We start from the raw sequence: 23331 nt of genomic DNA, 5'->3' as shown, positions 1-23331 counted from the left end.
GGACCTTTAGCTCAGCTGGTTAGAGCAGACGGCTCATAACCGTCCGGTCGTAGGTTCGAGTCCTACAAGGTCCACCACTCAAAGTTCATATCTCGGAGGTATACCCAAGTTCGGCTGAAGGGATCGGTCTTGAAAACCGACAGGCGGCGAGAGTCGCGCGGGGGTTCGAATCCCTCTACCTCCTCCATTTTTTCTAAATTAAATATTATATCATCGCGGGGTGGAGCAGTACGGTAGCTCGTCGGGCTCATAACCCGAAGGTCGCAGGTTCAAATCCTGTCCCCGCAACCAAATGGTCCCGTGGTGTAGTGGTTAACATGCCTGCCTGTCACGCAGGAGATCGCCGGTTCGACCCCGGTCGGGACCGCCATTTTTTTTACATAAAGGCTCGGTAGCTCAGTCGGTAGAGCAGAGGACTGAAAATCCTCGTGTCGGCGGTTCGATTCCGTCCCGAGCCACCATTTTAAAATCGCAAGCCGGCTTAGCTCAATTGGTAGAGCAACTGACTTGTAATCAGTAGGTTGGGGGTTCAAGTCCTCTAGCCGGCACCACTTTCAAAATGAGCCATTAGCTCAGTTGGTAGAGCATCTGACTTTTAATCAGAGGGTCGAAGGTTCGAATCCTTCATGGCTCACCATTTTTAATTTAATGCGGGTGTAGTTTAGTGGTAAAACAAGAGCCTTCCAAGCTCTGGTCGAGAGTTCGATTCTCTTCACCCGCTTTTTATGGGCCTATAGCTCAGCTGGTTAGAGCGCACGCCTGATAAGCGTGAGGTCGATGGTTCGAGTCCATTTAGGCCCACCATAATTATTCCGCAGTAGCTCAGTGGTAGAGCTATCGGCTGTTAACCGATCGGTCGTAGGTTCGAGTCCTACCTGCGGAGCCATATTATAGAGAAGTACCCAAGTGGCTCAAGGGGCTCCCCTGCTAAGGGAGTAGATCGCGAACGCGGTGCGAGGGTTCGAATCCCTTCTTCTCTGCCAGATTTTGGCCCGTTGGTCAAGTGGTTAAGACACCGCCCTTTCACGGCGGTAACACGGGTTCGAATCCCGTACGGGTCATACTAAAAGAGATAGCATAATCTGCTATCTCTTTTTTGTTGTATAAAAGTGGACTTTGAATAGTCTGCTTTTTTTTATGGATTTCTTGTATACTTTTTTCTATTTGAATCGTCTAACTAATAGAAAAGAGAGAGCGATGGAGTATGAAAAGCTTATTATAGAAACATCAAAAAGTATTTATAGATATTTGCTTAAAATTGGAGTAACACCAGCAGAAGCAGAGGATATCGTTCAAGATACGATACAAAAAAGTTATATTAATTTAAATGGGATTACCTCTTCTTATACATAAGAAGAGGTAATCCTATTTTTTGAATATGTTTTAACTCTCCGCTGAATGCCCATCCGGTTTCATAACAGCATGACTATATGCGGAGTGGAGAGTTTTGTATCCTAAAAGTGCAATAGTTAAGGCAAGGCCTCCTGCAATAATAGCCACACTAAATCCTGCGCGAGCTCCAAAAGTATCAATAACTAAACCAGCTACCGCTGATCCTAGAGAGACTCCAATACCAAGTCCTGTAATTGCCCAGGTCATTCCTTCGGTTATTTTTGATTCAGGTACGATTTTTTCCACCAGTCCCATAGTAATAATCATAGTAGGGGCAACAGATAAGCCTGCAAAGAAAACAATAACTACTAGCCAAGCAATAGTGTTTACGAAAACTAGTGGCAGCATTGTTACCATTGATAGTGTGACTGCTATTAAAAATTGATTATATGGTGGAGTACTGAGTTTAAGAGTGCCGAAAATAAGACCTGCCAGGCATGAACCGATTGCATAGACGGAAAGCACAAAGCTAGCAGCTACTGTGTTTCCTTGATGCTCAGCAAAAGCCACACTAACTACATCTATTGTGCCAAATATAGTACCTATAGCGATGAGTGTGAATACAAGCACTCGTAATGTACCAATTTTAAATACTGTTCCTTTGTTTGTAATGTCGTGGGGATGTACATGTGGTTCTGTGCTTTTTTGCATGGTGAATAGGCATACCCCGATTGTAAGAAAAACACATGATAAAAGTGGTCCTGCTTCTGGGAAGAACATAACACTTAAACTGACGGATAATACAGGACCAATGATGAAGCAAAGTTCATCGACGACCGATTCGAAGGAAAATGCTGTATGCAATTTATGAGATCCACGGTATAGTTTAGTCCAACGTGCACGTACCATGGCCGACATGTTTGGCATACAACCCGCACATAAGGCGGATAGAAATAGCGTCCAATAAGGAGCCTCATGTTTCGTACATAGAAGTAAGAGAATCGTAAAGAAAACACTGATACCTGTAGTCGGAAGAAGTATACGAGATTGTCCTAATTGATCAGCCATACGAGAAATATGAGGAGCTAGTAAAGCTGATGATAATGTGAAGGTGGCTGCAACGGCTCCGGCAAGCCAATAGTCACCACGTAACTGAGATAACATTGTAACAATACCAATCCCCATCATTGATATGGGCATCCGAGCTATAAAGCCTGCTAATGAGAATCCTTTTGTACCAGAAGAACTGAAAATCTCACGGTAGGAATTAAACATAATAATCACCAAAGTATTTGACGTTTACATATACATTCTTCATTCTTGTAACTCCTCCTCTGTGTCGTTAATACCTTCTATAAAAAGGGACAGTGAGTCAATTTAGGGTATAAGTAAGAAGTTATATTATCTTGTAAGCTAGAAAAAATTGACATACGCACCGTATGCCAATATCATATTAACATACGGTGCGTATGTCAATTGAAATGTTTTATCTCTGGATGGAGAACTAACGTTAAAAGGAGTTATTCTTTTATATAGAGAACGATACTATAATGGGATTCATTTTGAATAAAGGGAATGAATAGAAGTAGGAGGAAAAGATGGTTAAAAAAACAAGAGCAGAAATGATCATTGAAACACGCGCTAAATTGCTGAGTGCAGCAAGAGAGGCTTTCGGTACAGTTGGATATGTAAACACATCTATGGATGATTTTACTGCATCTGTCGGTTTAACGCGTGGTGCAATTTATCATCATTTTGGCGATAAAAAAGGATTGCTAGAAGCAGTTGTAAAAGAAATTGATATGGAAATGGATAATAAATTACGGAAAGTATCAGATGAGGCGGAAGGAAATTGGGAAGGATTTGTTGGGCGCTGTCGAGCTTATTTAACGATGGCACTTGATCCAGAAATTCAGCGAATTGTACTTCGGGATGCACCGGCAATATTAGGAACTAGTTATTATCAATCATCACAGTCACAATGTTTAGCGACGATGGCGGAGATACTTCAGCAACTAATGAAGGATTGTATTATTGAAAAGACGGACTGTGAAGCTTTAGCAAGATTCATAAATGGCGGACTAGTGGACCTTGCTTGTTGGATCGCGAATTCTGAAGATGCAGAGGAACAGCTGTCTAAAGCGTTGCATAGCCTAACACTTATATTGAATGGTTTATTATTAGAAAAGAATGCATAATTTTAACTGATATTTCTTTATTAATATACAGTAATTGCTAAAATGGAGGTGATACAGCGCATGTTAATTTATTTGCTCCTTTTCGCATTAGCAGGCTGTTTATTTATATGGATAGGAAGTAATATATTGAAAAAAGAAAGAACACCTTTCATTGCAGGATATAATACTGTATTCCATCCAAAGAATGAAAGGGTGTTAGCAAGACGAGTAGGTGTAGTAGTTATTCTATTTGGAGTAGAAACAATATTGTTTCCACCAGTTGCATTTTTCTTCAACTTTGAGGGATTTTACTTTGGTATTTTAGCTGGGGTAGATATTGTTGTTGTATTTATTCTTCTCATAGTAGATCAGCTGGAAGTTTAATATGTTACGTTTTGCTTACTTGTATCTTGGAAAATGGTTTGTAGAATAGATTCCCATATGCTTAGGGCATCAGGGAAGAAATGCCCAGTTTCGTTTATATAGTGTGTTACCGCATGAGGAGTAGTTTGAGGCTACTCTTTTATTTCTTCTATTGATGAAACGATATTATCTGTACGTTGCTAAAAATGGAGAGGGGTAAAAACATTTTTAAAGTGGTAATTAAACTTGTTTATTTCGATTCACAATCTTTATAAAACATCTTCATTGGTATTGATTCCACACTTGATCTAATCATTTTACACTCTATGTGAAAAAGTTCACAAATAGGTCATAATTTGTGAACTTTTTCACAATAATCCGTGCTACAATATGTATGTAAAGAAGTTAAACAACATTAAATTAGTATTTTAATTAATTACTTAAATAATAATAAAAAATAGATATAAACAATTGAAAGGGGAAATTAACATGAAAAAAGGTATCAATCGCGTAGTATTAGTAGGAACAGGAGCTGTAGGTTGTAGTTACGCTTACTCAATGATCAACCAAGGTGTAGCTGAAGAATTCGTACTAGTAGATGTTAATGAAGCAAAAGCAGAAGGAGAAGCAATGGACTTAAGCCATGCGGTACCATTCTCTCCAGCACCAACAAAAGTTTGGAGCGGTAGCTATGCAGATTGTAAAGATGCAGATTTAGTAGTTATCACTGCTGGATTACCACAAAAGCCAGGCGAAACTCGTTTAGACTTAGTTGAGAAAAATACAAAGATCTTTAAACAAATCGTTCGCGGTATTATGGATAGCGGATTCGATGGAATCTTCTTAATCGCAACTAACCCAGTTGATATTTTAACTTACGTAACTTGGAAAGAATCTGGTTTACCGAAAGAGCGCGTAATCGGTTCTGGTACTACTTTAGACTCTGCTCGTTTCCGTTACATGTTAGGTGACTACTTAGATGTAGATCCACGTAACGTTCATGCTTACATCGTTGGTGAGCACGGTGACACTGAACTTCCAGTATGGAGCCACGCTACTGTAGGTGTACAAAAACTAGAAACAATCTTAGCGAACAACGAACAGTATAACCAAGAAGATTTAGATAAAATCTTTGAAAATGTACGCGATGCAGCTTACCACATTATTGAGCGTAAAGGCGCAACTTACTACGGAATCGGTATGTCACTACTTCGTGTAACTAAAGCAATCTTAAGCAACGAGAACAGCGTATTAACTGTATCGGCATACCTTGAAGGTCAATATGGTGAGAAAGATGCTTTCGTAGGTGTTCCAGCTGTTATTAACCGCGAAGGTGTACGTGAAATCGTAGAACTTGAGCTAAATGAAGAAGAAAAAGCGAAATTCGCTCATTCTGTAAAAGTATTAAAAGAAACAATGGCACCAGTACTATAATAATTGCTAAATAATTCAGAGGCGGGAAACTGCTTCCTACCTCTGAGTTTTTATATAATTTAATATAAATTCCTTTTCCGGTTTCCCTTGTATATCCCCAATATACCCCTTTTGCTGGATAAGGGTCGTTTATAGAAAAGAGCACTCTATTTTTGAATAGAGTGCTTTTGTGCGTTATCCCACTATTTGCGAGCAGAGTTTCACCTTATTCTTTAGGAGTTAACCTTGTGGCGATTTTTCCAAAACGGCATTCATCTCCCGCATACTCATTAGATATTCCTTGAGGTGGGAGTTTTCCGTCGGGAAGTGATAAAATTTGGGACAAAAAATGTTGAGAAATATTTTTAAACAATAGATTATTTCGCATGTATTTTACGTGGAAAGAGCGTGAAATACAGAGAAAAACCAATAAAATAAATATTGAGCAACAATGAAAGGTGAGAAATAGTAAGGGAAATGAAGCGTTTGCAATGAATATTCGTCAAAATTCGATATTTTACACAGTAAATTTGAACATTTTAAGTGAAATTTAAGAAAAAAACGAATATTTTTTAAAAAATAACAAGGATATTTCAGTTTTTCGCAGAAATGATAAAGAGTGAAAAAATTCTGTCATCTTAGTGAGGTGAACATATTGGATGTAATAAATTGTGAAGAAGTGAAACGAGATGAGTTTCATACAGAAAAGTACTATGACAGTTATAACATCTTTGGGGCACATATTGTGACGGAAGATGGGATGCGAGGTGTACGATTCACAGTATGGGCTCCTCATGCGAAAGCAATGAGTGTTGTTGGAGATTTTAATGAATGGGATTATGAGCAACATAAGATGCTACAAGTGACAGAAGAGGGGATTTGGTCCTTGTTTGTACCGCATATTGAAGAGAATGAGATATATAAGTATGCGATTGAAACGATGGATGGTGACGTTATTTTAAAAGCAGATCCTTACGCAGTATATGCAGAAGTAAGACCAAATACGGCATCTGTAGTTTTTGATATAGAGGGATATGAATGGAATGATAAAAACTGGATTCGTAAGAGAAAGAAAAAATCGATTTATAAAGAAGCGATGACAGTTTATGAATTACATTTCGGTTCTTGGAAAAAGAAAGAAGATGGCGCTCTGTATTCTTACAGAGAAATGGCCGAGGAGCTCATTCCGTATGTGGTGGAACATCAATTTACACATATTGAAATTATGCCGCTTGTTGAGCATCCATATGATCGTTCTTGGGGATATCAGGGAACAGGATATTATGCAGCGACAAGTAGATTCGGCACGCCACATGATTTGATGTATTTTGTCGATGAATGTCATAAATATGGAATCGGTGTCATTTTAGATTGGGTACCGGGGCATTTTTGTAAAGATGCTCACGGTTTATATTTGTTTGATGGGACACCGACTTATGAATATAAAGATAGAGATGTACAAGAAAACCTTGTATGGGGAACTGTTAATTTTGATTTAGGGAAGAGAGAAGTACGTAATTTCTTAATTTCAAATGCGTTATTTTGGATGAAGTATTTCCATATTGATGGTTTCAGGGTAGATGCAGTTGCGAATATGCTGTACTGGAATAAAGAAGGAAAAGAGCAAAGCAATGAACATGCTGTTTCTTTCTTACGAGAGTTAAATGAAGCCGTGTTTGCAGAAGATGAAGAGTTTCTTATGACAGCGGAAGATTCAACAGCTTGGCCACTTGTAACAGCTCCAACATACGAGGGTGGACTTGGATTCAATTATAAATGGAATATGGGTTGGATGAATGATGTGCTGAAATATATGGAATGTGCGCCAGAGTACCGGAAATACATTCATGAGAAAATGACATTCTCTTTAATATATGCTCACTCTGAAAACTTCATATTGCCGCTTTCTCATGATGAAGTCGTTCATGGGAAAAAGTCGTTATTAAATAAAATGCCGGGAGATTACTGGGATAAGTTTGCTCAGCTTCGTTTATTATATGGATATTTCTTTACTCATCCAGGTAAGAAATTACTCTTTATGGGTGGAGAATTCGGGCAATTTGATGAGTGGAAAGACCTTGAAGATTTAGATTGGAATTTACATGATTTTGAAATGCATTGTAATATGCATGATTACTTTAAAGAGCTCATAGCATTGTATAAGCGCTCAAAACCACTTTGGCAGTTAGATCACTCGCCTGAAGGATTTCAGTGGATTGATGCTAATAATAATGAGCAAAGTATTTTCTCGTTTATCCGCCAAGGGGATAAGCAGGAAGATGCGTTAGTTGTCGTATGTAATTTTACGAAAGCTACATATGAAAACTATAAAGTAGGTGTACCAGATTTCGAGTACTATAACGAAATTTTAAACAGTGACTCGGCGCAATATGGCGGATCGGGGCAAGTTAATAAGAAACGTCTCAAGACGATTCTAGAGCCATATCATAATCAAGTGGCACATGTAGAAATTACAATTCCACCATTTGGCGTATCCATATTACGACCAGTGAAGACGAGAAAGGGGAGCAAAAAACAAGATGGCTCAAAAACAAAAGTGCGTAGCAATGTTACTAGCAGGGGGAAAAGGTAGTCGTTTAAGTGCATTAACAAAAAATTTAGCCAAGCCAGCTGTTCCATTTGGTGGTAAATATCGCATTATTGATTTTACGTTAAGTAACTGTGCAAACTCCGGTATTGAAACGGTGGGGATTTTAACACAATATCAACCGTTAGAACTTCATAATTATATTGGAATCGGAAATGCTTGGGATCTTGATCGTGTAAACGGTGGAGTCACTGTGTTACCTCCTTATGCGGAATCTTCAGGTGTGAAGTGGTATACAGGTACGGCAAGCGCTATTTATCAAAACTTAAACTATTTAAGTCAGTATGAACCAGAATATGTCCTTATTTTATCAGGCGATCATATTTATAAAATGGATTACAGCAAAATGCTAGATTACCATATTGAGAAAGAAGCGGACGTTTCGATTTCTGTTATTGAAGTGCCGTGGGATGAAGCAAGTCGCTTTGGCATCATGAATACAAATGAAGAGATGGAAGTTGTTGAATTTGAGGAGAAACCGCAATTTCCAAGAAGTAATCTTGCATCAATGGGAATTTATATTTTTAACTGGGCTATTTTAAAAGAATATTTAGAAATGGATGCAAGAAACCCTGAATCTAGTAATGACTTCGGAAAAGATGTACTTCCGCTCCTGTTAGATGAAGGGAAGAAGTTGATGGCGTATCCATTTGAAGGATATTGGAAAGATGTTGGAACGGTGAAAAGCTTATGGGAAGCGAATATGGATTTACTTCGCGATGAAACATCGTTGAACTTGAACGATCGTAATTGGCGCATTTATTCTGTAAATCCAAACGAGCCACCTCAATATATTGCAGAAAAGGCAAAAGTAGAAGAGTCACTTATTAATGAAGGGTGCGTCATTGAAGGGGACGTGAAGCATTCTGTTTTATTCCAAGGAGTGACGGTGGAAGAAGGTAGTATGGTAATCGATTCTGTCGTTATGCCAGGAGCAAAGATTGGTAAAAACGTTGTGATTGAAAGAGCGATCGTTGGATCGGAAATGGTTATTGAAGATGGGACAATAATTCGTCCAGAAAAAAATGTTGATGATGTAGTACTAATTGCTGAAGGAAAATAGAAAAGGGGGATGAAATGAATGGGAGAAAAAATGTTAGGAATTATTAATGCAACGGGAAGTTTTCCTTCCTTAAAGAAAGTAACAGGGCATCGTTCATTAGCGGCGTTACCGTTTGGAGGCCGTTATCGCCTCATTGATTTCATGCTTTCAAATATGGTGAATTCTAATATTCATAGCGTGGCGGTTTTTACAAGTCATAAAAATCGTTCTTTAATGGATCATGTCGGTTCAGGAAAACAGTGGGATTTAGATAGAAAGCGTGATGGACTGTTTTTATTCCCACCGAACTGCCAATGTGATCATGACGAATTTGGATCTTTTGCACATTTTAGAAGACATATTGATTATTTTCTAAGAAGCAGAGAAGAATATGTTGTTATTACGAATAGCCATCTTGTAACAGCGTTAAACTTTCAAGCGGTGTTAGAGCGACATATACATACGTCTGCAGATATTACTGAAGTTTGTCATGAAGGGGTTTCGCTTCAAACATATGTGTTAAAGAAACAATTATTGCTAGACTTATTTGAGACATATAAAGATGTGGAGCAATACAGTTTATTTGATGTAGTGAGAGAAAAGAGCGGGAAATCACTGCATATTACTACGTACGAACATACAGGATATGTAGCTATTATTGATTCTATTGAAAGTTACTATAAACATAGCCTAGAAATTTTGCAGCCTTCTATTTGGAAGCAATTATTTAAGAAAGAAGCACCAATCTTTACGAAAGTAAAAGATGAGCCACCAACTCGTTATATGAAGGGTGCAGTAGTGAAAAATACGATGATTGCAAACGGCAGTATTATTGAGGGTGAAGTAGAAAATAGTGTTGTCTCCCGTTCTGTTAAAATTGGAAAAGGTTCAATTGTTCGTAATAGTATTATTATGCAAAAGAGCCAAATTGGAGATAATTGCATAATAGACGGTGTTATTATTGATAAAGACGTGAAAATTGGTGACGGTGTTGTACTAAAAGGAAACGCCGATGAGCCATATGTTGTAGAAAAAGGAAGCATTCAAAACAGTACGATTAATAGTTATTCTTAAAAGAATCAGTGGGGGTTTTTCCTCCACTGATTAAAGCATTCATTCAAATGAAAACTCGAAGGGAGGAAGCTGCAAGGGAAGTCGTATAAGCTTTTCGTGCAGTGGGACAACAAGTGAATATTTTATTTGCAGTATCAGAATGTGTACCATTTGTTAAATCGGGAGGATTAGCTGATGTAGCAGGTGCGCTCCCAAAAGAGCTGAAAAAATTAGGTGTGGACGTTCGTATTATACTTCCAAATTATAGTCGTATTCCGCAAAAATTAAGGGATGGATGTACGTTACATAAAGTAATTAACGTCCCGCTTGGGTGGAGAAATCAATATTGCGGAATTTTAAAAGGTGAGCAAGACGGGATTACGTATTACTTAATAGATAATGAATATTATTTTAAGAGAGATTCTCTATATGGTCATTATGATGACGGAGAGCGTTTTTCTTATTTTTCGAAAGCAGTTTTAGAGTGTATTCCGCATCTTGATTTCGAAGTGGATATTCTCCATAGCCACGATTGGCATACAGCTATGGTGAATTTCTTACTACGTGAAAAGTATCAAGATAATCCATTATATGAGCATATTAAAACGGTGTATACGATTCATAACTTGCAGTTCCAAGGTGTATTTCCTCCTGAAGTGATGTACGACTTGTTAGAACTTGGTGATGAATATTTTCATAGTGAGCAGCTAGAGTTTTATGGAAATGTGAACTTTATGAAGGGCGGAATTATCGCTTCTGATCAAATTACAGCAGTTAGCCCGACATACAAAGAGGAAATTCAATATGAATTTTTCGGTGAGAAGTTAGATGGGTTGTTACGAAAAAATAATGGTAAGCTTAGCGGCATCGTAAATGGAATTGATACGAGCGTATATAATCCAGAAACGGATTCGTATATTACTGCTCAGTATGATGCAGAGTCATTAGAGGAAAAGAATGAAAATAAACGCGTATTGCAGCGTTATTTTGGTTTGCCAGAAAAAGAAGATACACCAATTATTTCGATGGTAACGAGATTAACGAAGCAAAAAGGTCTTGATTTAGTACGTACTGTATTCCGCGAAATAATGGAGGAAGATGTGCAATGTATTATTTTAGGATCAGGTGATTCTGAATATGAACAATTCTTTGAGTGGATGGCATACGAGTATCCTGAGAAGGTAAAAGTGTATATCGGATTTAATGAAGAGCTAGCCCACCAAGTGTATGCGGGAAGTGATTTATTCTTAATGCCATCACTATTTGAACCGTGTGGACTTGGACAACTTATTGCATTAGCGTACGGTACAATTCCGATTGTAAGAGAGACAGGCGGATTAAATGATACTGTACAATCTTATGACGAAGAAACTGGAGAAGGAAATGGTTTCAGTTTCACGAACTTTAATGCGCATGACATGTTGCACACGGTTCTTCGTGCGATTGAATTTTATCATGATAAACCGGTATGGGAGCAACTTGTAAAACAAGCGATGACTGAAGATTATAGCTGGGAGAAATCAGCTCTTGCCTATAAGAAATTGTATAAAAGTCTCATGGAATAACATGTAGGTGGTGAAGAAATGTTTACTCATGTTGAAAGTTTCAAATCAGCTTTTCTAGAAAAGTTAGAGACGATGTATGGTAAAAGTTTTAAAGACTCTACAACTCGTGATCAATACAATACGCTTGGGTACATGGTACGTGAGTATATGAATAGTCAATGGATTGCAACGAACGAAAGTTATCGGTCTGGAGAGCAAAAGCAAATGTATTACTTATCCATTGAGTTTTTACTTGGGCGTTTGCTTGGAAGTAACATATTAAATTTAGGCATCAGGGATGTATGTGAACAAGGACTTTCTGAGCTTGGGATTTCTTTGCAACAATTAGAAGAGGTGGAAGCAGATGCAGGTCTTGGAAATGGTGGACTTGGACGATTAGCAGCCTGTTTCCTTGATTCACTTGCATCTTTAAACTTACCAGGTCATGGCTGTGGAATTCGTTACAAACACGGCTTATTTGATCAAAAAATTGTTGATGGTTATCAAGTTGAATTTCCAGAACAGTGGCTTCTTCATGAAAACGTATGGGAAGTAAGAAGGCATGATCAAGCTGTAGAAGTAAGTTATTTCGGCAATGTTGAACCGCTATATATTGATGGTCGTTTAGAGTTCAGGCATACGAATGCAGAAGTGATTATGGCAGTACCATATGACGTTCCAGTAGTAGGTTATGAGACGAGTACTGTAAATACACTCAGACTTTGGAATGCTGAACCAGTTCCTTTCCCGCAAAATTGCAAAGATATTTTGAAATATAAGCGTGAAACAGAGGCTGTATCGGAGTTTTTATATCCAGATGATACGCATGATGAGGGGAAAATACTTCGTTTGAAGCAACAGTATTTCCTCGTATCAGCAAGTTTGCAAAATATCGTTCGTATGCATAGAGAAAGATATGGTGACCTTCGTCAATTACATGAGAAAATTGCGATTCATATTAATGATACACATCCAGTTTTGGCGATTCCAGAACTAATGCGTATTTTATTAGATGAAGAAAAACTAGCATGGGAAGAAGCTTGGCACATAACGACACAAACGATTTCTTATACGAATCATACGACGTTATCAGAAGCGCTTGAGAAGTGGCCAATTCACATTTTTAAACCGTTATTACCGAGAATTTATATGATTATTGAAGAGATTAATGAACGTTTCTGTCATGAACTTTGGGAACGTTATCCATATGAATGGCATCGTATTGAAGAGATGGCGATTATTGCGCATGATCTTGTGAAAATGGCTCATTTAGCAATTGTCGGTAGCCATAGCGTAAATGGTGTAGCAAAAATTCATACGGAAATTTTAAAGCAACGTGAAATGCGATTGTTTTATGAGTTTTATCCAGATAAGTTTAATAATAAAACGAATGGAATCGCTCATAGACGTTGGTTAATGAAGGCGAATCCGCAGCTGACAAACCTGATTTCAGAGGCGATTGGAACAGAGTGGAAGAAAGAACCGATTAAGCTTCAAGCGCTGCAAACAGTTCAACATGATGCGAGTTTCCAAGAGAAATTTGCAGAGGTAAAACAAGAGCGTAAAGAGATTTTAGCGGAGCGTATTCATAATAAAATGGGGATTACAATTGATCCTAATTCTATTTTTGATGTGCAAGTAAAAAGACTACATGCTTACAAACGACAACTATTAAACGTTCTTCATATTTTATATTTGTATAACCGTTTGAAAGAGGATGCTAGTTTTACATTTTATCCGCGTACTTTTATCTTCGGAGCGAAAGCATCACCTGGCTATTACTATGCGAAAAAAATTATTAAATTAATCAATGAACTCGCAAGGAAAGTAAATAATGATCCGTACGTAAGCCAATATATGAAAGTTATCTTTCTAGAAAACTATCGAGTGTCTTTAGCGGAAGATATATTCCCAGCTGCGGATGTGAGTGAGCAAATTTCAACTGCGAGTAAAGAAGCATCAGGAACAGGGAATATGAAATTTATGATGAATGGTGCGATTACACTCGGAACGTTAGACGGAGCTAATGTTGAAATAAAAGACCGGGTCGGTGATGATAACTGTTTCATTTTTGGTTTAACAGCGGAAGAGGTTCTTCATTACTATCAAAATGGTGGATATCGTGCAAGTGATTATTATCACCACAATATGCATATTAAAAAAGTAGTAGATCAGTTAACGAATGGTTTCTTTGCACATTCGGGAGCTGAATTTGAAGCGATTTATGATTCTCTCGTAATTCAAAATGATGAATACTTCGTTCTGCGAGATTTTGATCCATATGCGGAAAGGCAAGAAGCTGTTGGTAGAGCGTATGAAAACCGAACGAAGTGGCTAGAAATGTCGATTTTAAATATTGCACAGTCTGGTCATTTTGCGAGTGATCGAACGATTTTACAGTATAGTAATGAGATTTGGAGTATTGGTAATGCGGTTACACAGTATTAAGTGAAAGTCCCTTTTGAAGGGACTTTTATTCATGGAGACAAAGTGTAAAAATGAATAATACGTATAGGGACGCTAAAGTGTATTCACTTTTAAAAGAGGAATATAATCACTTAAAAAACCGAGCTTAATCTCATTAAGCTCGGTTTTCTTTTTTTGCTTAAGAAAGAAATGGGATAGCGGTATATATGATACCTGTTCCACCATATTCTCCCGTCGCAAAGTATGAAAATGTAAAGAAACCTGTAAACGTAAAAATTACAATTAGAAAAAGTGCAAAGATAAATTTTAGCATGTAAGGTCCCCTCATCCAAAAATAACTTCATATATTATTATAGTATAAGGATATAGGGTTTCCAATCATTACCTGGTTAAAAATGAGAAGTCAGACATGTTTTGTATGTTGTCATGGCATGATTATTTGTAATAGATTTTGTGTTTTTTGTAAAAGTCATGTTGTGATGAACATGTGCATATTCCCAGTCTTGTTCATTAAAATGGACATTGCGCGGAGGGAGAAGGGGAACGACATCAAATAAATTAACAAAGCGAAAGCTACTAGCTACTTGTAGTTTATAATAATTACGAAATGCAATATCGCCCACTTTGGGAGAGGCAAATGTATAAAGACCGTACTGTGCGAAGGCGGTGTTGATACGCGCATCGAGTATATGTAGTGTGGCGAGCGCGCCGCCTAAGCTATGGCCTGTTGCAAGAAGTTTCTTATGGGCTGGTAATGACACGAGCATATCCATAATAGAATCCCGGCAAGATTCATAAATTGAAAGAAAGCCGTTATGAACATTTCCGCTATTTAAAGCGTATGGGTATGGTCTTTGGTTGACGAGTGAATCGATAATCCAATCTGTATCTGTTTGTGTGCCCCTAAAAGCTACAATAATCGTATCCTCAGATTCTAATATGAATCCGAACCATTCTGTCTTTTGAATGGCCTTTCCTTGAAACCCTTGTACATATTGGAACCCATCGGGTATTTCGAAAATGCCATTTTGTTTATATTGTTCATACGTTAACTCGCAGCAAGATGCTAACAATATGGCAGTATCTTTATCAAAGGATAAAGGAGTACGCATCAAGAAAGCCCTCCTTAAGAAAAGGTATAGTTCAATATATGCAGTGAGGGACTTGATTCATTCTTTTTGAAAAAAGGCTTGAACCTACAGTTACGTGAGGGAGTATGATTTTTGTAAACATATTGTTAGGAGGAGTGTAGGATGAGCAAAAAGGAAGGCTATTCAATTGGTGAGTTTTCAAAGAGAACAGGTATATCAATACGAACACTACAGTATTACGATGAACTTGGCCTGCTTAAACCTGAAAAAAATATAAGTTCAGGACACCGTGTATATAAAGATAGAGATATATTAGCGCTCCAAAAAATAGTGAGTCTTAAAGTATTAGGATATAGTTTAGAAGAAATTCGTGTCATGCTCAATGTGAAAAGTTTGAATATAAGCTTAAAAGAAACATTACAAAATCAAAGAGTAGCCTTTGAAGAAAAGAAAAAACAACTTGAAGTTTCGATAAAGGCGATTGAACGAACAATGGTATACCTTGAGGAAGATGAAGAGGTAGATAGTAACATATTAATGAGCTTAATTAATAGTATCCAAAAAGAAAACGAACAACGTTTATGGCTTGAAGAATATGTATCAAAAGAAGTGGCTGATGGATTATATAATAAGCCGGAAGAAGAGGACATAGCACTTGATAAAGAGTTTATGCGTTTAGCAAAAGAAGTGAAAAGGTTATTTGGAAGACAAATTGAAGATTCAGAAGTGCAAAAATTGGTTGATGAACATATGAAAGCGACTCTTAAGTATGTCGGTGAAGAGACAATGTATTCTCTAGGTAAATTAGAGAATGTAGAAGAACAATATAATAATACGATGCCTTCTCCTTATACGGAAGAAGAAGAGGCGTGGCTTAATGAAGCGATGAAATACTTTATGATCCAAAATGGTTTGTATAGTCCACCTAAATAAAAAGTGCCCTATAAGGGCACTTCTTACTCTTTTCCATCTAATAAACGACCAAGTCCGCCTAAAACGCTACCTTCACCGCTGTTTTGAGCTGCTGGGCTTGTAAGGCGTGCTGCTAAGCGGCTAAGTGTTAAGGACTGAATCCAAACCGTTCCAGGACCTTCTAGCGTTGCGAAGAATAAACCTTCGCCGCCAAATAGAGCTGTTTTTACTTTTCCAACGAATTGAACATCGTAGTTAACGTCTTTTGTCATTGCAACGAGACAACCTGTATCAATGCGAAGTTTCTCACCAGGTTTTAATTCACGCTTATATACCGTTCCTCCTGCATGCATGAAAGCTAGACCATCACCTTCAAGTTTCTGCATGATGAAACCTTCACCCCCGAAGAAACCAGTTCCTATTTTTTTAGTAAACTCAATTCCGATAGAAACACCTTTTGCGGCACAAAGAAATGCATCTTTTTGGCAGACTACTTTTCCTTGATATTCTGTTAAATCAACAGGAATAATTTTTCCAGGATAAGGAGCGGCGAATGATACGTGTCGTTTGCCATGACCTGTATTTGTAAATACAGTCATAAACATACTTTCACCTGTAACGAGACGTTTACCTGCGCCCATTAATTTACCGAATAGACCACTAGATGGTCCAGAACCATCACCGAAAATCGTTTCCATTTCGATATGATCTTCCATCATCATCATTGCGCCAGCCTCTGCGACAACGCTTTCTTCTGGATCCAATTCAATTTCAACAAACTGCATATCATCGCCATATAACTTATACTCGATTTCATGTGCTTGCATTTTTTCACCTCATCATATGTAGTAATTATATTGTACAAAAATTAAAGAAATTAGAATACTGTAGTTTTATTAATTTTTGAATAAAAATAGAATGAAAATTTATGATTATACTAGGCTTATAAAAAACAATGGGACGAAAGTGTTCTCATTTGACGTTTTTGATATAGCATGATATAGTGAAAACACTATTGAGCTACATAATGTGGTACGGAAATAAAGCACGTTGTATTAAAGGCTGTAAGCTTGTTATACATTCATGTCCTTTATATCCACCTTTTCATGTGGATTCATAGTTTCATTTTTATTTAGGAGGTACATGACATGCAAACAGGTAAAGTTAAATGGTTTAACGGCGAAAAAGGTTTTGGCTTCATCGAAGTTGAAGGCGGAGAAGACGTATTCGTACATTTCTCAGCTATTCAAGGCGACGGCTTCAAAACTTTAGAAGAAGGTCAAGAAGTTTCTTTCGAAATCGTTGATGGAAACCGCGGACCACAAGCAGCTAACGTTACAAAAAACTAATTAGCTAGCGAAAAAAAGCATTCCGAATTTCGGAATGCTTTTTTTATGCTTTAGAACCAGACTCATCTGAAGATAATTCACCTTTAAAGGTGCGTTCTTCAAAGTCATCAAGCAATTGTTCATATTCTTCATGTTCTTCTGTTGCGAAAATTTGTGGGTTTTTTCCATACATATCTGTTCCAATAAAGTTTTCGAAATCCTCTACATACCCAACATTTTCTTCACTATTTACGTACATGCCATTATAGTTTTTTGAATCCTGTCTTTCTAAATCGGATGGTGTTTCAGATGTTCCGTAATTTGCGACGTCTTGCCAAGCATCTTCAGCATCGTACTCTACAGAATGATCTTCGTCGTGCTTATGAAACGAAGGATCTAGCACCTCTTCTTCAACTGGGCGCGTCTGCATATCTAATTTATTTGTAGTGTGCTGAATACACGTTGTAGCAGTTGGCATTGCTTCTAATCTTTTAAATGGAATTTCCTCACCAGACACTTCGCAAATTCCGTACGTACCAGCTTCAATTTTTTGCAGAGCATGTTTCGTATCTTCTAACTGTTTATGCCAAAATTCGATGAGTCCGAAATCTTTCTCACGTTCGTACAATTCTGTAGCCATATCACCTGGATGGTTGTCATAGCTAGACAATTCTCCTACTGAATCACGTTCAGATGCACGGTTTTCATCTTCATGAGTTTGTATCGTTTGTTCAACTTCTTGCTGTTGTTTTTCTAGAATAGATTTAAATTGATTTATTTGTTGTGGAGTTAACATAGTCGTCCACCTTCCTACAATTCAGTTTCTTTACATAGTATGGGCGTTGAGAGTAGGAATTATGAGATGAATTTCAGCCGGGAAGTCAGTATATGAAAAAAGGAGCCGCATAAGCAGCTCCTTTCTATAGGAAGTATCCAAGCAATAATCCGATTCCCATTAGGAGACCGAAAATTGTATTTGTTTTTGCTGTTGAAATCATCGCAGGTACCATTTCCATTGGAATGCTTTTGCCGATAAAGCCTTTCGTCGCTTTAAATGCTTTCGGTACACTTAAGAATACGATAAGCATCCATGGTGATACGATGTTAACGATGATTAAAGCGATTGTCCAAATGTAGGCAACGATAAACATAGAAGCAAGTACACCAACGGCTCTTTCGCGTCCGACGAGAATTGCTAACGTTTTACGACCATTTTCTTTATCACCATCTAAATCACGAATATTGTTAGATAGTAAAATTGCACCAATTAAAATGGAGCTTGGAATAGATAATAAAATCACTTCTGATGTTACTGCGCCTGTTTGGATAAAGAATGAAATACCAATAATAATGACACCCATAAATAATCCTGCTGTTAGCTCTCCAAATGGTGTGTACGCAATTGGAATAGGGCCACCAGTGTAAAGGTAAGCAACGGCCATACAAACAAGACCGATTGCAGCAAGCCACCAGCTAGAGTTCATACAAATATAAACACCTAATAGCGTTGCGATGCCTAAAAATCCGAATGCTAAGTTAAGCACGGTTTTTGGTTTAATGCCATCGCGGACGATAGCACCTCCGATTCCAACTGAACCTTCATGATCGAGTCCTCTTTTATAATCAAAGTATTCATTAAACATGTTCGTTGCTGCTTGAATGAGAAGGCAAGCAAGAAGCATCATAAAGAAAAGAGGAAGATGTATTTGATTTATACCTCCGACCTGCATTGCAAAAGCTGTTCCGATGAAAACAGGAACGAAAGCTGCTGTTAATGTATGGGGACGTAATAAACTCCACCAAATTCGCCAGCCTGTTTGTTTACTTGGCTTTGGCGCCGTAGGAGAGGAATTCGTTTCGACGTTCATTTCCATGTTGAATCCTCCTTGGTCACATATTGTACACAATTAAGTGTAGAAAAAGCATCATTTAGTGTCAACGTTTATTTTCTAGGAAGAGAAGGTGAATTTCTCAGAAATGCTAAACGTTGACAGGCCTTTCCTTTGAGGTGTATCTTAAAATCAAGCGTAATTATGACTATTTTTCGCCCATAGGGGGGAGACAATTGTGATTCAAACGAAACGAAAAGGCTTACAAGAAGTTCTTGTTACAGCTATTAAGCGTACGACTGATGAAAAAACATTAGTTAGTTTTGTAAAACAAATAGATTGGGTGGATCCACTTCTGTTTTATGCAGCAGGAAAAAGGATCGCATTCGAAAATAGATGTTATTTTGCAGACCCAGCTCAGCATGTAATATTTGCTGGAATTGGCTCTGTTTTCACTATAGCAAATTCTTCTCACAAACGCTTTCAAACTGCTCGTGACGAGTGGGATAAAGTAAAAGAGAAAGCATTTGTACAAAGAGAAGGATACGAATTTGGAACAGGTCCTCTTTTATTTGGTGGATTTTCATTTGACCAAGAAAAAGAAAAAACGAATCTTTGGAAAGAATTTGATGATACCACATTTTCACTACCAGCATTTTTATTAACTGTAAAAAATGAAAAGGCGTGGTTAACGATTAATCAGTTCGTTTCAGCTGAAGATTGTGCAGAAACTCTTTATAACGAAATTATTTCTGTAGAAGAGAGAATTTTACAAGAGAGTAAATGTGCACTAGTAGGATCAAAATTAACAGTTACTTCTAAAGTAGAAGTTGATCCGAGTGGCTGGATGAACGCGATTGGAAAAGTGCAAGATGAAATGAAGCAAGGGAACGTGCAGAAGGTTGTATTAGCAAGGGAGCTAAAATTAACGATGGATCAGCATATTGATTCCGTTCTTGTTTTAGAAGCGCTTCGCATTGGGCAACCGGATTGTTACGTATTTTCTTTTGATTATAAAGGAGCATGCTTCTTAGGGGCGACACCTGAGCGATTGATTCGAAAAGAAGGCGAGAAGTTCACATCGATGTGCCTTGCTGGTTCAATTGGTCATGGCAATTCTATAGAAGAAAGTAAACAAAATGGTGAGACGCTTCTTCATGATGAAAAGAATTTGGCTGAACACGGTTATGTAGTTAACATGATTCGAGGTGTGCTAAGTGAGCATTGCGAATCTGTTAATATTCCGGAGAGCCCAGGCTTATTAACGACGAAAAATTTAATCCATTTATATACGCCAGTAGAAGCAAAAGGTGATGCAAGTCTTTTAACGATGGTAGAAGAATTACATCCAACACCAGCTCTTGGTGGTACACCTCGTCATGAGGCGTTGAAATTAATTCGTGATGTAGAGCTTTTAGATAGAGGATTATATGGTGCACCAATTGGCTTTATAGATGATGAAGGAAATGGTGAATTTGCGGTTGCACTTCGCTGCGGATTATTAAATGGCGAGAAGGCATCCTTGTTTGCCGGCTGTGGTATCGTAATTGATTCAGTAGCGCAGCTTGAATATGAAGAAACAAGTTTGAAGTTTAGACCGATGCTTGGTGCTTTGGAGGAATTAATGAAATGAACAATCATATAGAAGCATTATCATATTATTTAGGCGCGTTCGTGGACGAACTGACGCGTCTAAATGTATGTGATGTTGTCATTAGTCCGGGCTCACGGTCAACGCCGATTGCCTTACTAATGGAACAACATGAAGGAATGAAAACATATTTACATGTAGACGAAAGATCAGCAGGATTTTTTGCGCTCGGAATTGCGAAAGCAAAAAAACGTCCTGTTGCGCTATTATGTACGTCAGGGACGGCAGCAGCGAACTATTATCCAGCTGTATGTGAAGCGTTTCATTCACGAGTGCCGCTTATCGTATTAACAGCGGATAGACCGCATGAATTAAGAGATGTGGGTGCACCACAGGCGATGAATCAATTTAATTTATACGGTACTTTTGTGAAGCAATTTACAGAGATGGCACTTCCTGAAGCGAGTGAAGCAATGTATCATTACGCTCGAATGACAACGCAGCGTACGATAGCAAGTGCACTTCTAGCCCCGCAAGGACCTGTTCATCTTAATTTTCCAGTTCGCGAGCCGCTTATACCGGATTTCTCATTAGAAAGTTTATGGGATAAAGGGCGTGGTGAATATACAGGAGTAGTTCAGCAAGGGAACGTGACGATGCCGAGTGAATATGTAGATTCTCTTGTAGGGCGCCTTTCACATATGGAAAAGGGGCTTATTATTTGTGGAGACGGCAGTCATCCAGAAATAACAGAAGTTGTTATGAAAGTAGCTGAGAAAACAGGGTATCCAATTTTAGCAGATCCACTTTCTAACCTCCGTAGTGGTAATCATGATAAAACGATGGTTATAGATTGTTACGATACATTTTTACGAAATGAATTGTTAAAAGAAACGTGGAAGCCGAATGTTTTAATTCGTTTCGGAGGAATGCCTGTCTCTAAAGCATTAACGCAGTTCATCAAAAAACAAACGAAAGCTGTTCATATCGTTGTCGATGAATCTGGACAATGGAGAGATCCAGCTCTAGTTGCGACAGAAGTTGTACAAGCTAGTGACAGTGAATTTTGCAGAGCATTACTAGAGAAAATGCCAGTTATGAAAAAGAATGATTGGTTCGGAATGTGGAAACAAATAAACGAGAAAACGAGAGAAACGCTTCGTGAGATGGAAACATATGAAACGGCATTTGAAGGAAAAGTAATTACGGATATTGTACGTGTATTACCAGAAGGGGCAACGTTATTTGCGAGTAATAGTATGCCAATTCGCGATACCGATTCATTTTTCTTCACATCGGATAAAAACATTCAAGTAATGGCGAACCGCGGTGTAAATGGTATTGATGGAATCATTTCAACAGCTTTAGGAGCGAGTATTATTTGTGAGCCGCTCGTATTAGTAATCGGTGATTTATCATTTTATCACGATTTAAACGGACTATTAGCCGCGAAACTACATGAGTTAAATATAACGATTGTTGTTGTAAATAATGATGGTGGAGGTATTTTCTCATTCTTACCACAATACGAGAAAAAGGAACATTTCGAATCATTATTTGGAACACCAATTGGGCTTGATTATGAACATGTTGTCAAAATGTATGGTGGTTCATTTAGCCGTGTAAATGGTTGGGAAAACTTCCGAGAAGAAGTACAAACTGGAACGAAAACGAATGGATTACACGTCGTGGAAATTTGTACGAATCGCGAAGAAAACTTGAAATTACATCGTGAACTATGGGCAAAAACAATGGACGTTATTACTACATCTTTGCAAGGTGAATCAAAATGAAAGTAACATTGCAAGGTGTATCGTATGAATATGAAGTAGCCGGAAGCGGGGAACCACTTCTACTTCTTCATGGTTTTACGGGAAGCATGGAAACGTGGGGTTCCTTTATTCCTTCTTGGAGCGAGCAGTTTCAAGTCATTCTAGTAGACATTGTTGGACACGGGAAAACGGAAAGTCCTGAAGATGTGATGCATTATGATATTCAAAATGTGGCACTGCAAATGAAAGAACTACTGGATCATCTTCATATTGAAAATGCGCACATACTTGGCTATTCAATGGGTGGTAGACTTGCGATTACGATGGCATGCTTATATCCAGAATATGTGCGTTCGCTTCTTTTAGAAAACTGTACAGCTGGACTTGAGAGTGCAAAGGAGCGAAAAGAACGCAAGGAAAAAGATGAACGACTTGCCGATAAAATTGAGCAAGAAGGCATCCGAAGTTTTGTATCGATGTGGGAAAATATTCCGCTATTTGAAACGCAAAAACGTTTAGTGCAAAACGTAAAAGAAGCGGTGCGAAAAGAACGACTTGCTAATAATCCAAAAGGAATTGCAAATAGTCTTCGCGGCATGGGAACAGGGGCTCAACCTTCATGGTGGAACGAATTGCAAAACCTAAAAATGCCTGTCCTTTTACTGAATGGAGAAAGCGATGAAAAGTTCTTTCGCCTATTAAAAAACATCGAAAAATGCATCCCTCATGCGAAATTTGTCAAAATTGATGGGGCTGGCCATGCAATTCATGTGGAACAACCGGAAAAGTTTGATACAATAGTAAAGGGATTTCTAAAAACTATGCAGTGATACTTTTTTCAGCAAGAAG

General features: G+C 38.1%; 20 protein-coding genes and 12 tRNA genes. 26 read left to right on the top strand and 6 right to left on the bottom strand.

All coding sequences use genetic code 11. From position 1 onward, the window contains the following. The 13 genes from JFT95_RS22130 (at position 1) to JFT95_RS22070 (ending at position 1353) form a co-directional block, all read left to right on the top strand. Positions 1–77: transfer RNA gene (locus JFT95_RS22130), tRNA-Ile, on the top strand. 17 nt (positions 78–94) lie between these two features. Further along, positions 95–187: transfer RNA gene (locus tag JFT95_RS22125), tRNA-Ser, on the top strand. Positions 188–214: 27 nt separating this feature from the next. Next, positions 215–291, top strand: a tRNA-Met gene (locus JFT95_RS22120). Positions 292–294: 3 nt separating this feature from the next. After that, positions 295–370, top strand: a tRNA-Asp gene (locus JFT95_RS22115). A gap of 15 nt (positions 371–385) precedes the next feature. Further along, positions 386–461 (top strand) — tRNA-Phe (locus JFT95_RS22110). A gap of 14 nt (positions 462–475) precedes the next feature. Continuing rightward, a tRNA-Thr gene (locus JFT95_RS22105) sits at positions 476–551 on the top strand. Positions 552–561: 10 nt separating this feature from the next. Beyond that, positions 562–637 (top strand) — tRNA-Lys (locus JFT95_RS22100). Between the two features lie 13 nt (positions 638–650). Then, positions 651–721: transfer RNA gene (locus JFT95_RS22095), tRNA-Gly, on the top strand. A gap of 6 nt (positions 722–727) precedes the next feature. Beyond that, positions 728–804, top strand: a tRNA-Ile gene (locus JFT95_RS22090). A gap of 7 nt (positions 805–811) precedes the next feature. After that, positions 812–886, top strand: a tRNA-Asn gene (locus tag JFT95_RS22085). Between the two features lie 6 nt (positions 887–892). After that, positions 893–983: transfer RNA gene (locus JFT95_RS22080), tRNA-Ser, on the top strand. A gap of 6 nt (positions 984–989) precedes the next feature. After that, positions 990–1061, top strand: a tRNA-Glu gene (locus tag JFT95_RS22075). Between the two features lie 136 nt (positions 1062–1197). Next, a complete protein-coding gene (locus JFT95_RS22070; RefSeq protein WP_198949038.1) occupies positions 1198–1353 on the top strand; it encodes a hypothetical protein in 156 nt (51 codons plus the stop codon). A 30-nt stretch (positions 1354–1383) separates the two neighbouring features. Here JFT95_RS22070 and JFT95_RS22065 read toward each other — a convergent pair whose 3' ends face one another. Further along, positions 1384–2607 carry an MFS transporter gene (locus JFT95_RS22065; RefSeq protein ID WP_201053272.1) on the bottom strand — a complete coding sequence of 408 codons (1224 nt, stop codon included), beginning with the start codon at positions 2605–2607 and terminating at the stop codon, positions 1384–1386. A 323-nt stretch (positions 2608–2930) separates the two neighbouring features. Between JFT95_RS22065 and JFT95_RS22060 the strand changes: the two genes are divergently transcribed. The 8 genes from JFT95_RS22060 to glgP all read left to right on the top strand — a co-directional run bounded on the left by JFT95_RS22060 (position 2931) and on the right by glgP (position 13980). Then, entirely contained in the window at positions 2931–3530 is a 600-nt protein-coding gene (locus tag JFT95_RS22060) for a TetR/AcrR family transcriptional regulator (protein ID WP_201053270.1), read from the top strand. Positions 3531–3656: 126 nt separating this feature from the next. Then, positions 3657–3893 (top strand): hypothetical protein, encoded by a 237-nt coding sequence (locus tag JFT95_RS22055; protein WP_234705158.1) that lies wholly within the window; start codon positions 3657–3659, stop codon positions 3891–3893. A gap of 468 nt (positions 3894–4361) precedes the next feature. After that, positions 4362–5306 (top strand): L-lactate dehydrogenase, encoded by a 945-nt coding sequence (locus tag JFT95_RS22050; protein WP_002129674.1) that lies wholly within the window; start codon positions 4362–4364, stop codon positions 5304–5306. A gap of 634 nt (positions 5307–5940) precedes the next feature. Continuing rightward, positions 5941–7878 (top strand): 1,4-alpha-glucan branching protein GlgB, encoded by a 1938-nt coding sequence (gene glgB / locus JFT95_RS22045; RefSeq protein ID WP_201053269.1) that lies wholly within the window; start codon positions 5941–5943, stop codon positions 7876–7878. Then, positions 7826–8956 (top strand): glucose-1-phosphate adenylyltransferase, encoded by a 1131-nt coding sequence (gene glgC / locus JFT95_RS22040; protein ID WP_002129671.1) that lies wholly within the window; start codon positions 7826–7828, stop codon positions 8954–8956. The genes glgB and glgC overlap by 53 nt, the downstream gene beginning before the upstream one ends. Positions 8957–8974: 18 nt before the next feature. Further along, a complete protein-coding gene (gene glgD / locus JFT95_RS22035; RefSeq protein ID WP_002015798.1) occupies positions 8975–10009 on the top strand; it encodes a glucose-1-phosphate adenylyltransferase subunit GlgD in 1035 nt (344 codons plus the stop codon). Between the two features lie 113 nt (positions 10010–10122). Continuing rightward, the gene (gene glgA / locus JFT95_RS22030) at positions 10123–11553 is read left to right on the top strand and encodes a glycogen synthase GlgA (RefSeq protein ID WP_201053268.1); all 1431 of its coding nucleotides are present in this window, start codon (positions 10123–10125) and stop codon (positions 11551–11553) included. An 18-nt stretch (positions 11554–11571) separates the two neighbouring features. Then, positions 11572–13980 carry a glycogen phosphorylase gene (gene glgP / locus JFT95_RS22025; RefSeq protein WP_201053267.1) on the top strand — a complete coding sequence of 803 codons (2409 nt, stop codon included), beginning with the start codon at positions 11572–11574 and terminating at the stop codon, positions 13978–13980. A 157-nt stretch (positions 13981–14137) separates the two neighbouring features. Here glgP and JFT95_RS29905 read toward each other — a convergent pair whose 3' ends face one another. Beyond that, positions 14138–14272 (bottom strand): hypothetical protein, encoded by a 135-nt coding sequence (locus JFT95_RS29905; protein WP_000911073.1) that lies wholly within the window; start codon positions 14270–14272, stop codon positions 14138–14140. Positions 14273–14348: 76 nt separating this feature from the next. Next, a complete protein-coding gene (locus JFT95_RS22020) occupies positions 14349–15071 on the bottom strand; it encodes a lipase family protein (RefSeq protein WP_002143573.1) in 723 nt (240 codons plus the stop codon). 141 nt (positions 15072–15212) lie between these two features. Between JFT95_RS22020 and JFT95_RS22015 the strand changes: the two genes are divergently transcribed. Then, positions 15213–15983 (top strand): MerR family transcriptional regulator, encoded by a 771-nt coding sequence (locus tag JFT95_RS22015; protein WP_061688388.1) that lies wholly within the window; start codon positions 15213–15215, stop codon positions 15981–15983. Positions 15984–16006: 23 nt separating this feature from the next. Here the strand turns inward: JFT95_RS22015 and JFT95_RS22010 are convergent, their stop codons facing one another. Then, positions 16007–16789 (bottom strand): TIGR00266 family protein, encoded by a 783-nt coding sequence (locus JFT95_RS22010; protein ID WP_002191043.1) that lies wholly within the window; start codon positions 16787–16789, stop codon positions 16007–16009. A 321-nt stretch (positions 16790–17110) separates the two neighbouring features. Between JFT95_RS22010 and cspD the strand changes: the two genes are divergently transcribed. Further along, positions 17111–17311: a cold-shock protein CspD gene (gene cspD / locus JFT95_RS22005; RefSeq protein ID WP_001193051.1), complete on the top strand. Its 201-nt coding sequence runs from the start codon at positions 17111–17113 to the stop codon at positions 17309–17311. A gap of 43 nt (positions 17312–17354) precedes the next feature. Here cspD and JFT95_RS22000 read toward each other — a convergent pair whose 3' ends face one another. Both JFT95_RS22000 and JFT95_RS21995 read right to left on the bottom strand, forming a co-directional pair. After that, positions 17355–18086, bottom strand: coding sequence for a yteA family sporulation protein (locus tag JFT95_RS22000; protein ID WP_201053266.1), 732 nt, complete (start codon positions 18084–18086; stop codon positions 17355–17357). A 124-nt stretch (positions 18087–18210) separates the two neighbouring features. Then, a complete protein-coding gene (locus JFT95_RS21995) occupies positions 18211–19164 on the bottom strand; it encodes a 1,4-dihydroxy-2-naphthoate polyprenyltransferase (protein WP_002015811.1) in 954 nt (317 codons plus the stop codon). A gap of 193 nt (positions 19165–19357) precedes the next feature. Between JFT95_RS21995 and JFT95_RS21990 the strand changes: the two genes are divergently transcribed. The 3 genes from JFT95_RS21990 to menH are packed head-to-tail and all read left to right on the top strand — an operon-like array spanning position 19358 to position 23312. After that, complete coding sequence (locus tag JFT95_RS21990; protein ID WP_002191042.1) at positions 19358–20752, top strand: isochorismate synthase; 1395 nt, start codon at positions 19358–19360, stop codon at positions 20750–20752. Then, entirely contained in the window at positions 20749–22503 is a 1755-nt protein-coding gene (menD, locus tag JFT95_RS21985) for a 2-succinyl-5-enolpyruvyl-6-hydroxy-3-cyclohexene-1-carboxylic-acid synthase (RefSeq protein WP_201053265.1), read from the top strand. The genes JFT95_RS21990 and menD overlap by 4 nt, the downstream gene beginning before the upstream one ends. Then, complete coding sequence (menH, locus tag JFT95_RS21980) at positions 22500–23312, top strand: 2-succinyl-6-hydroxy-2,4-cyclohexadiene-1-carboxylate synthase (protein ID WP_201053263.1); 813 nt, start codon at positions 22500–22502, stop codon at positions 23310–23312. The genes menD and menH overlap by 4 nt, the downstream gene beginning before the upstream one ends. The last annotated feature ends 19 nt before the right edge of the window (positions 23313–23331 follow it).

Origin of the sequence: Bacillus sp. TH17, from assembly GCF_016651125.1 — a bacterium.
Classification (GTDB): domain Bacteria; phylum Bacillota; class Bacilli; order Bacillales; family Bacillaceae_G; genus Bacillus_A; species Bacillus_A mycoides.
The sequence above is the reverse complement of the archived record's forward strand: the minus strand, read 5'-3'. Positions and strand labels throughout refer to the sequence as shown.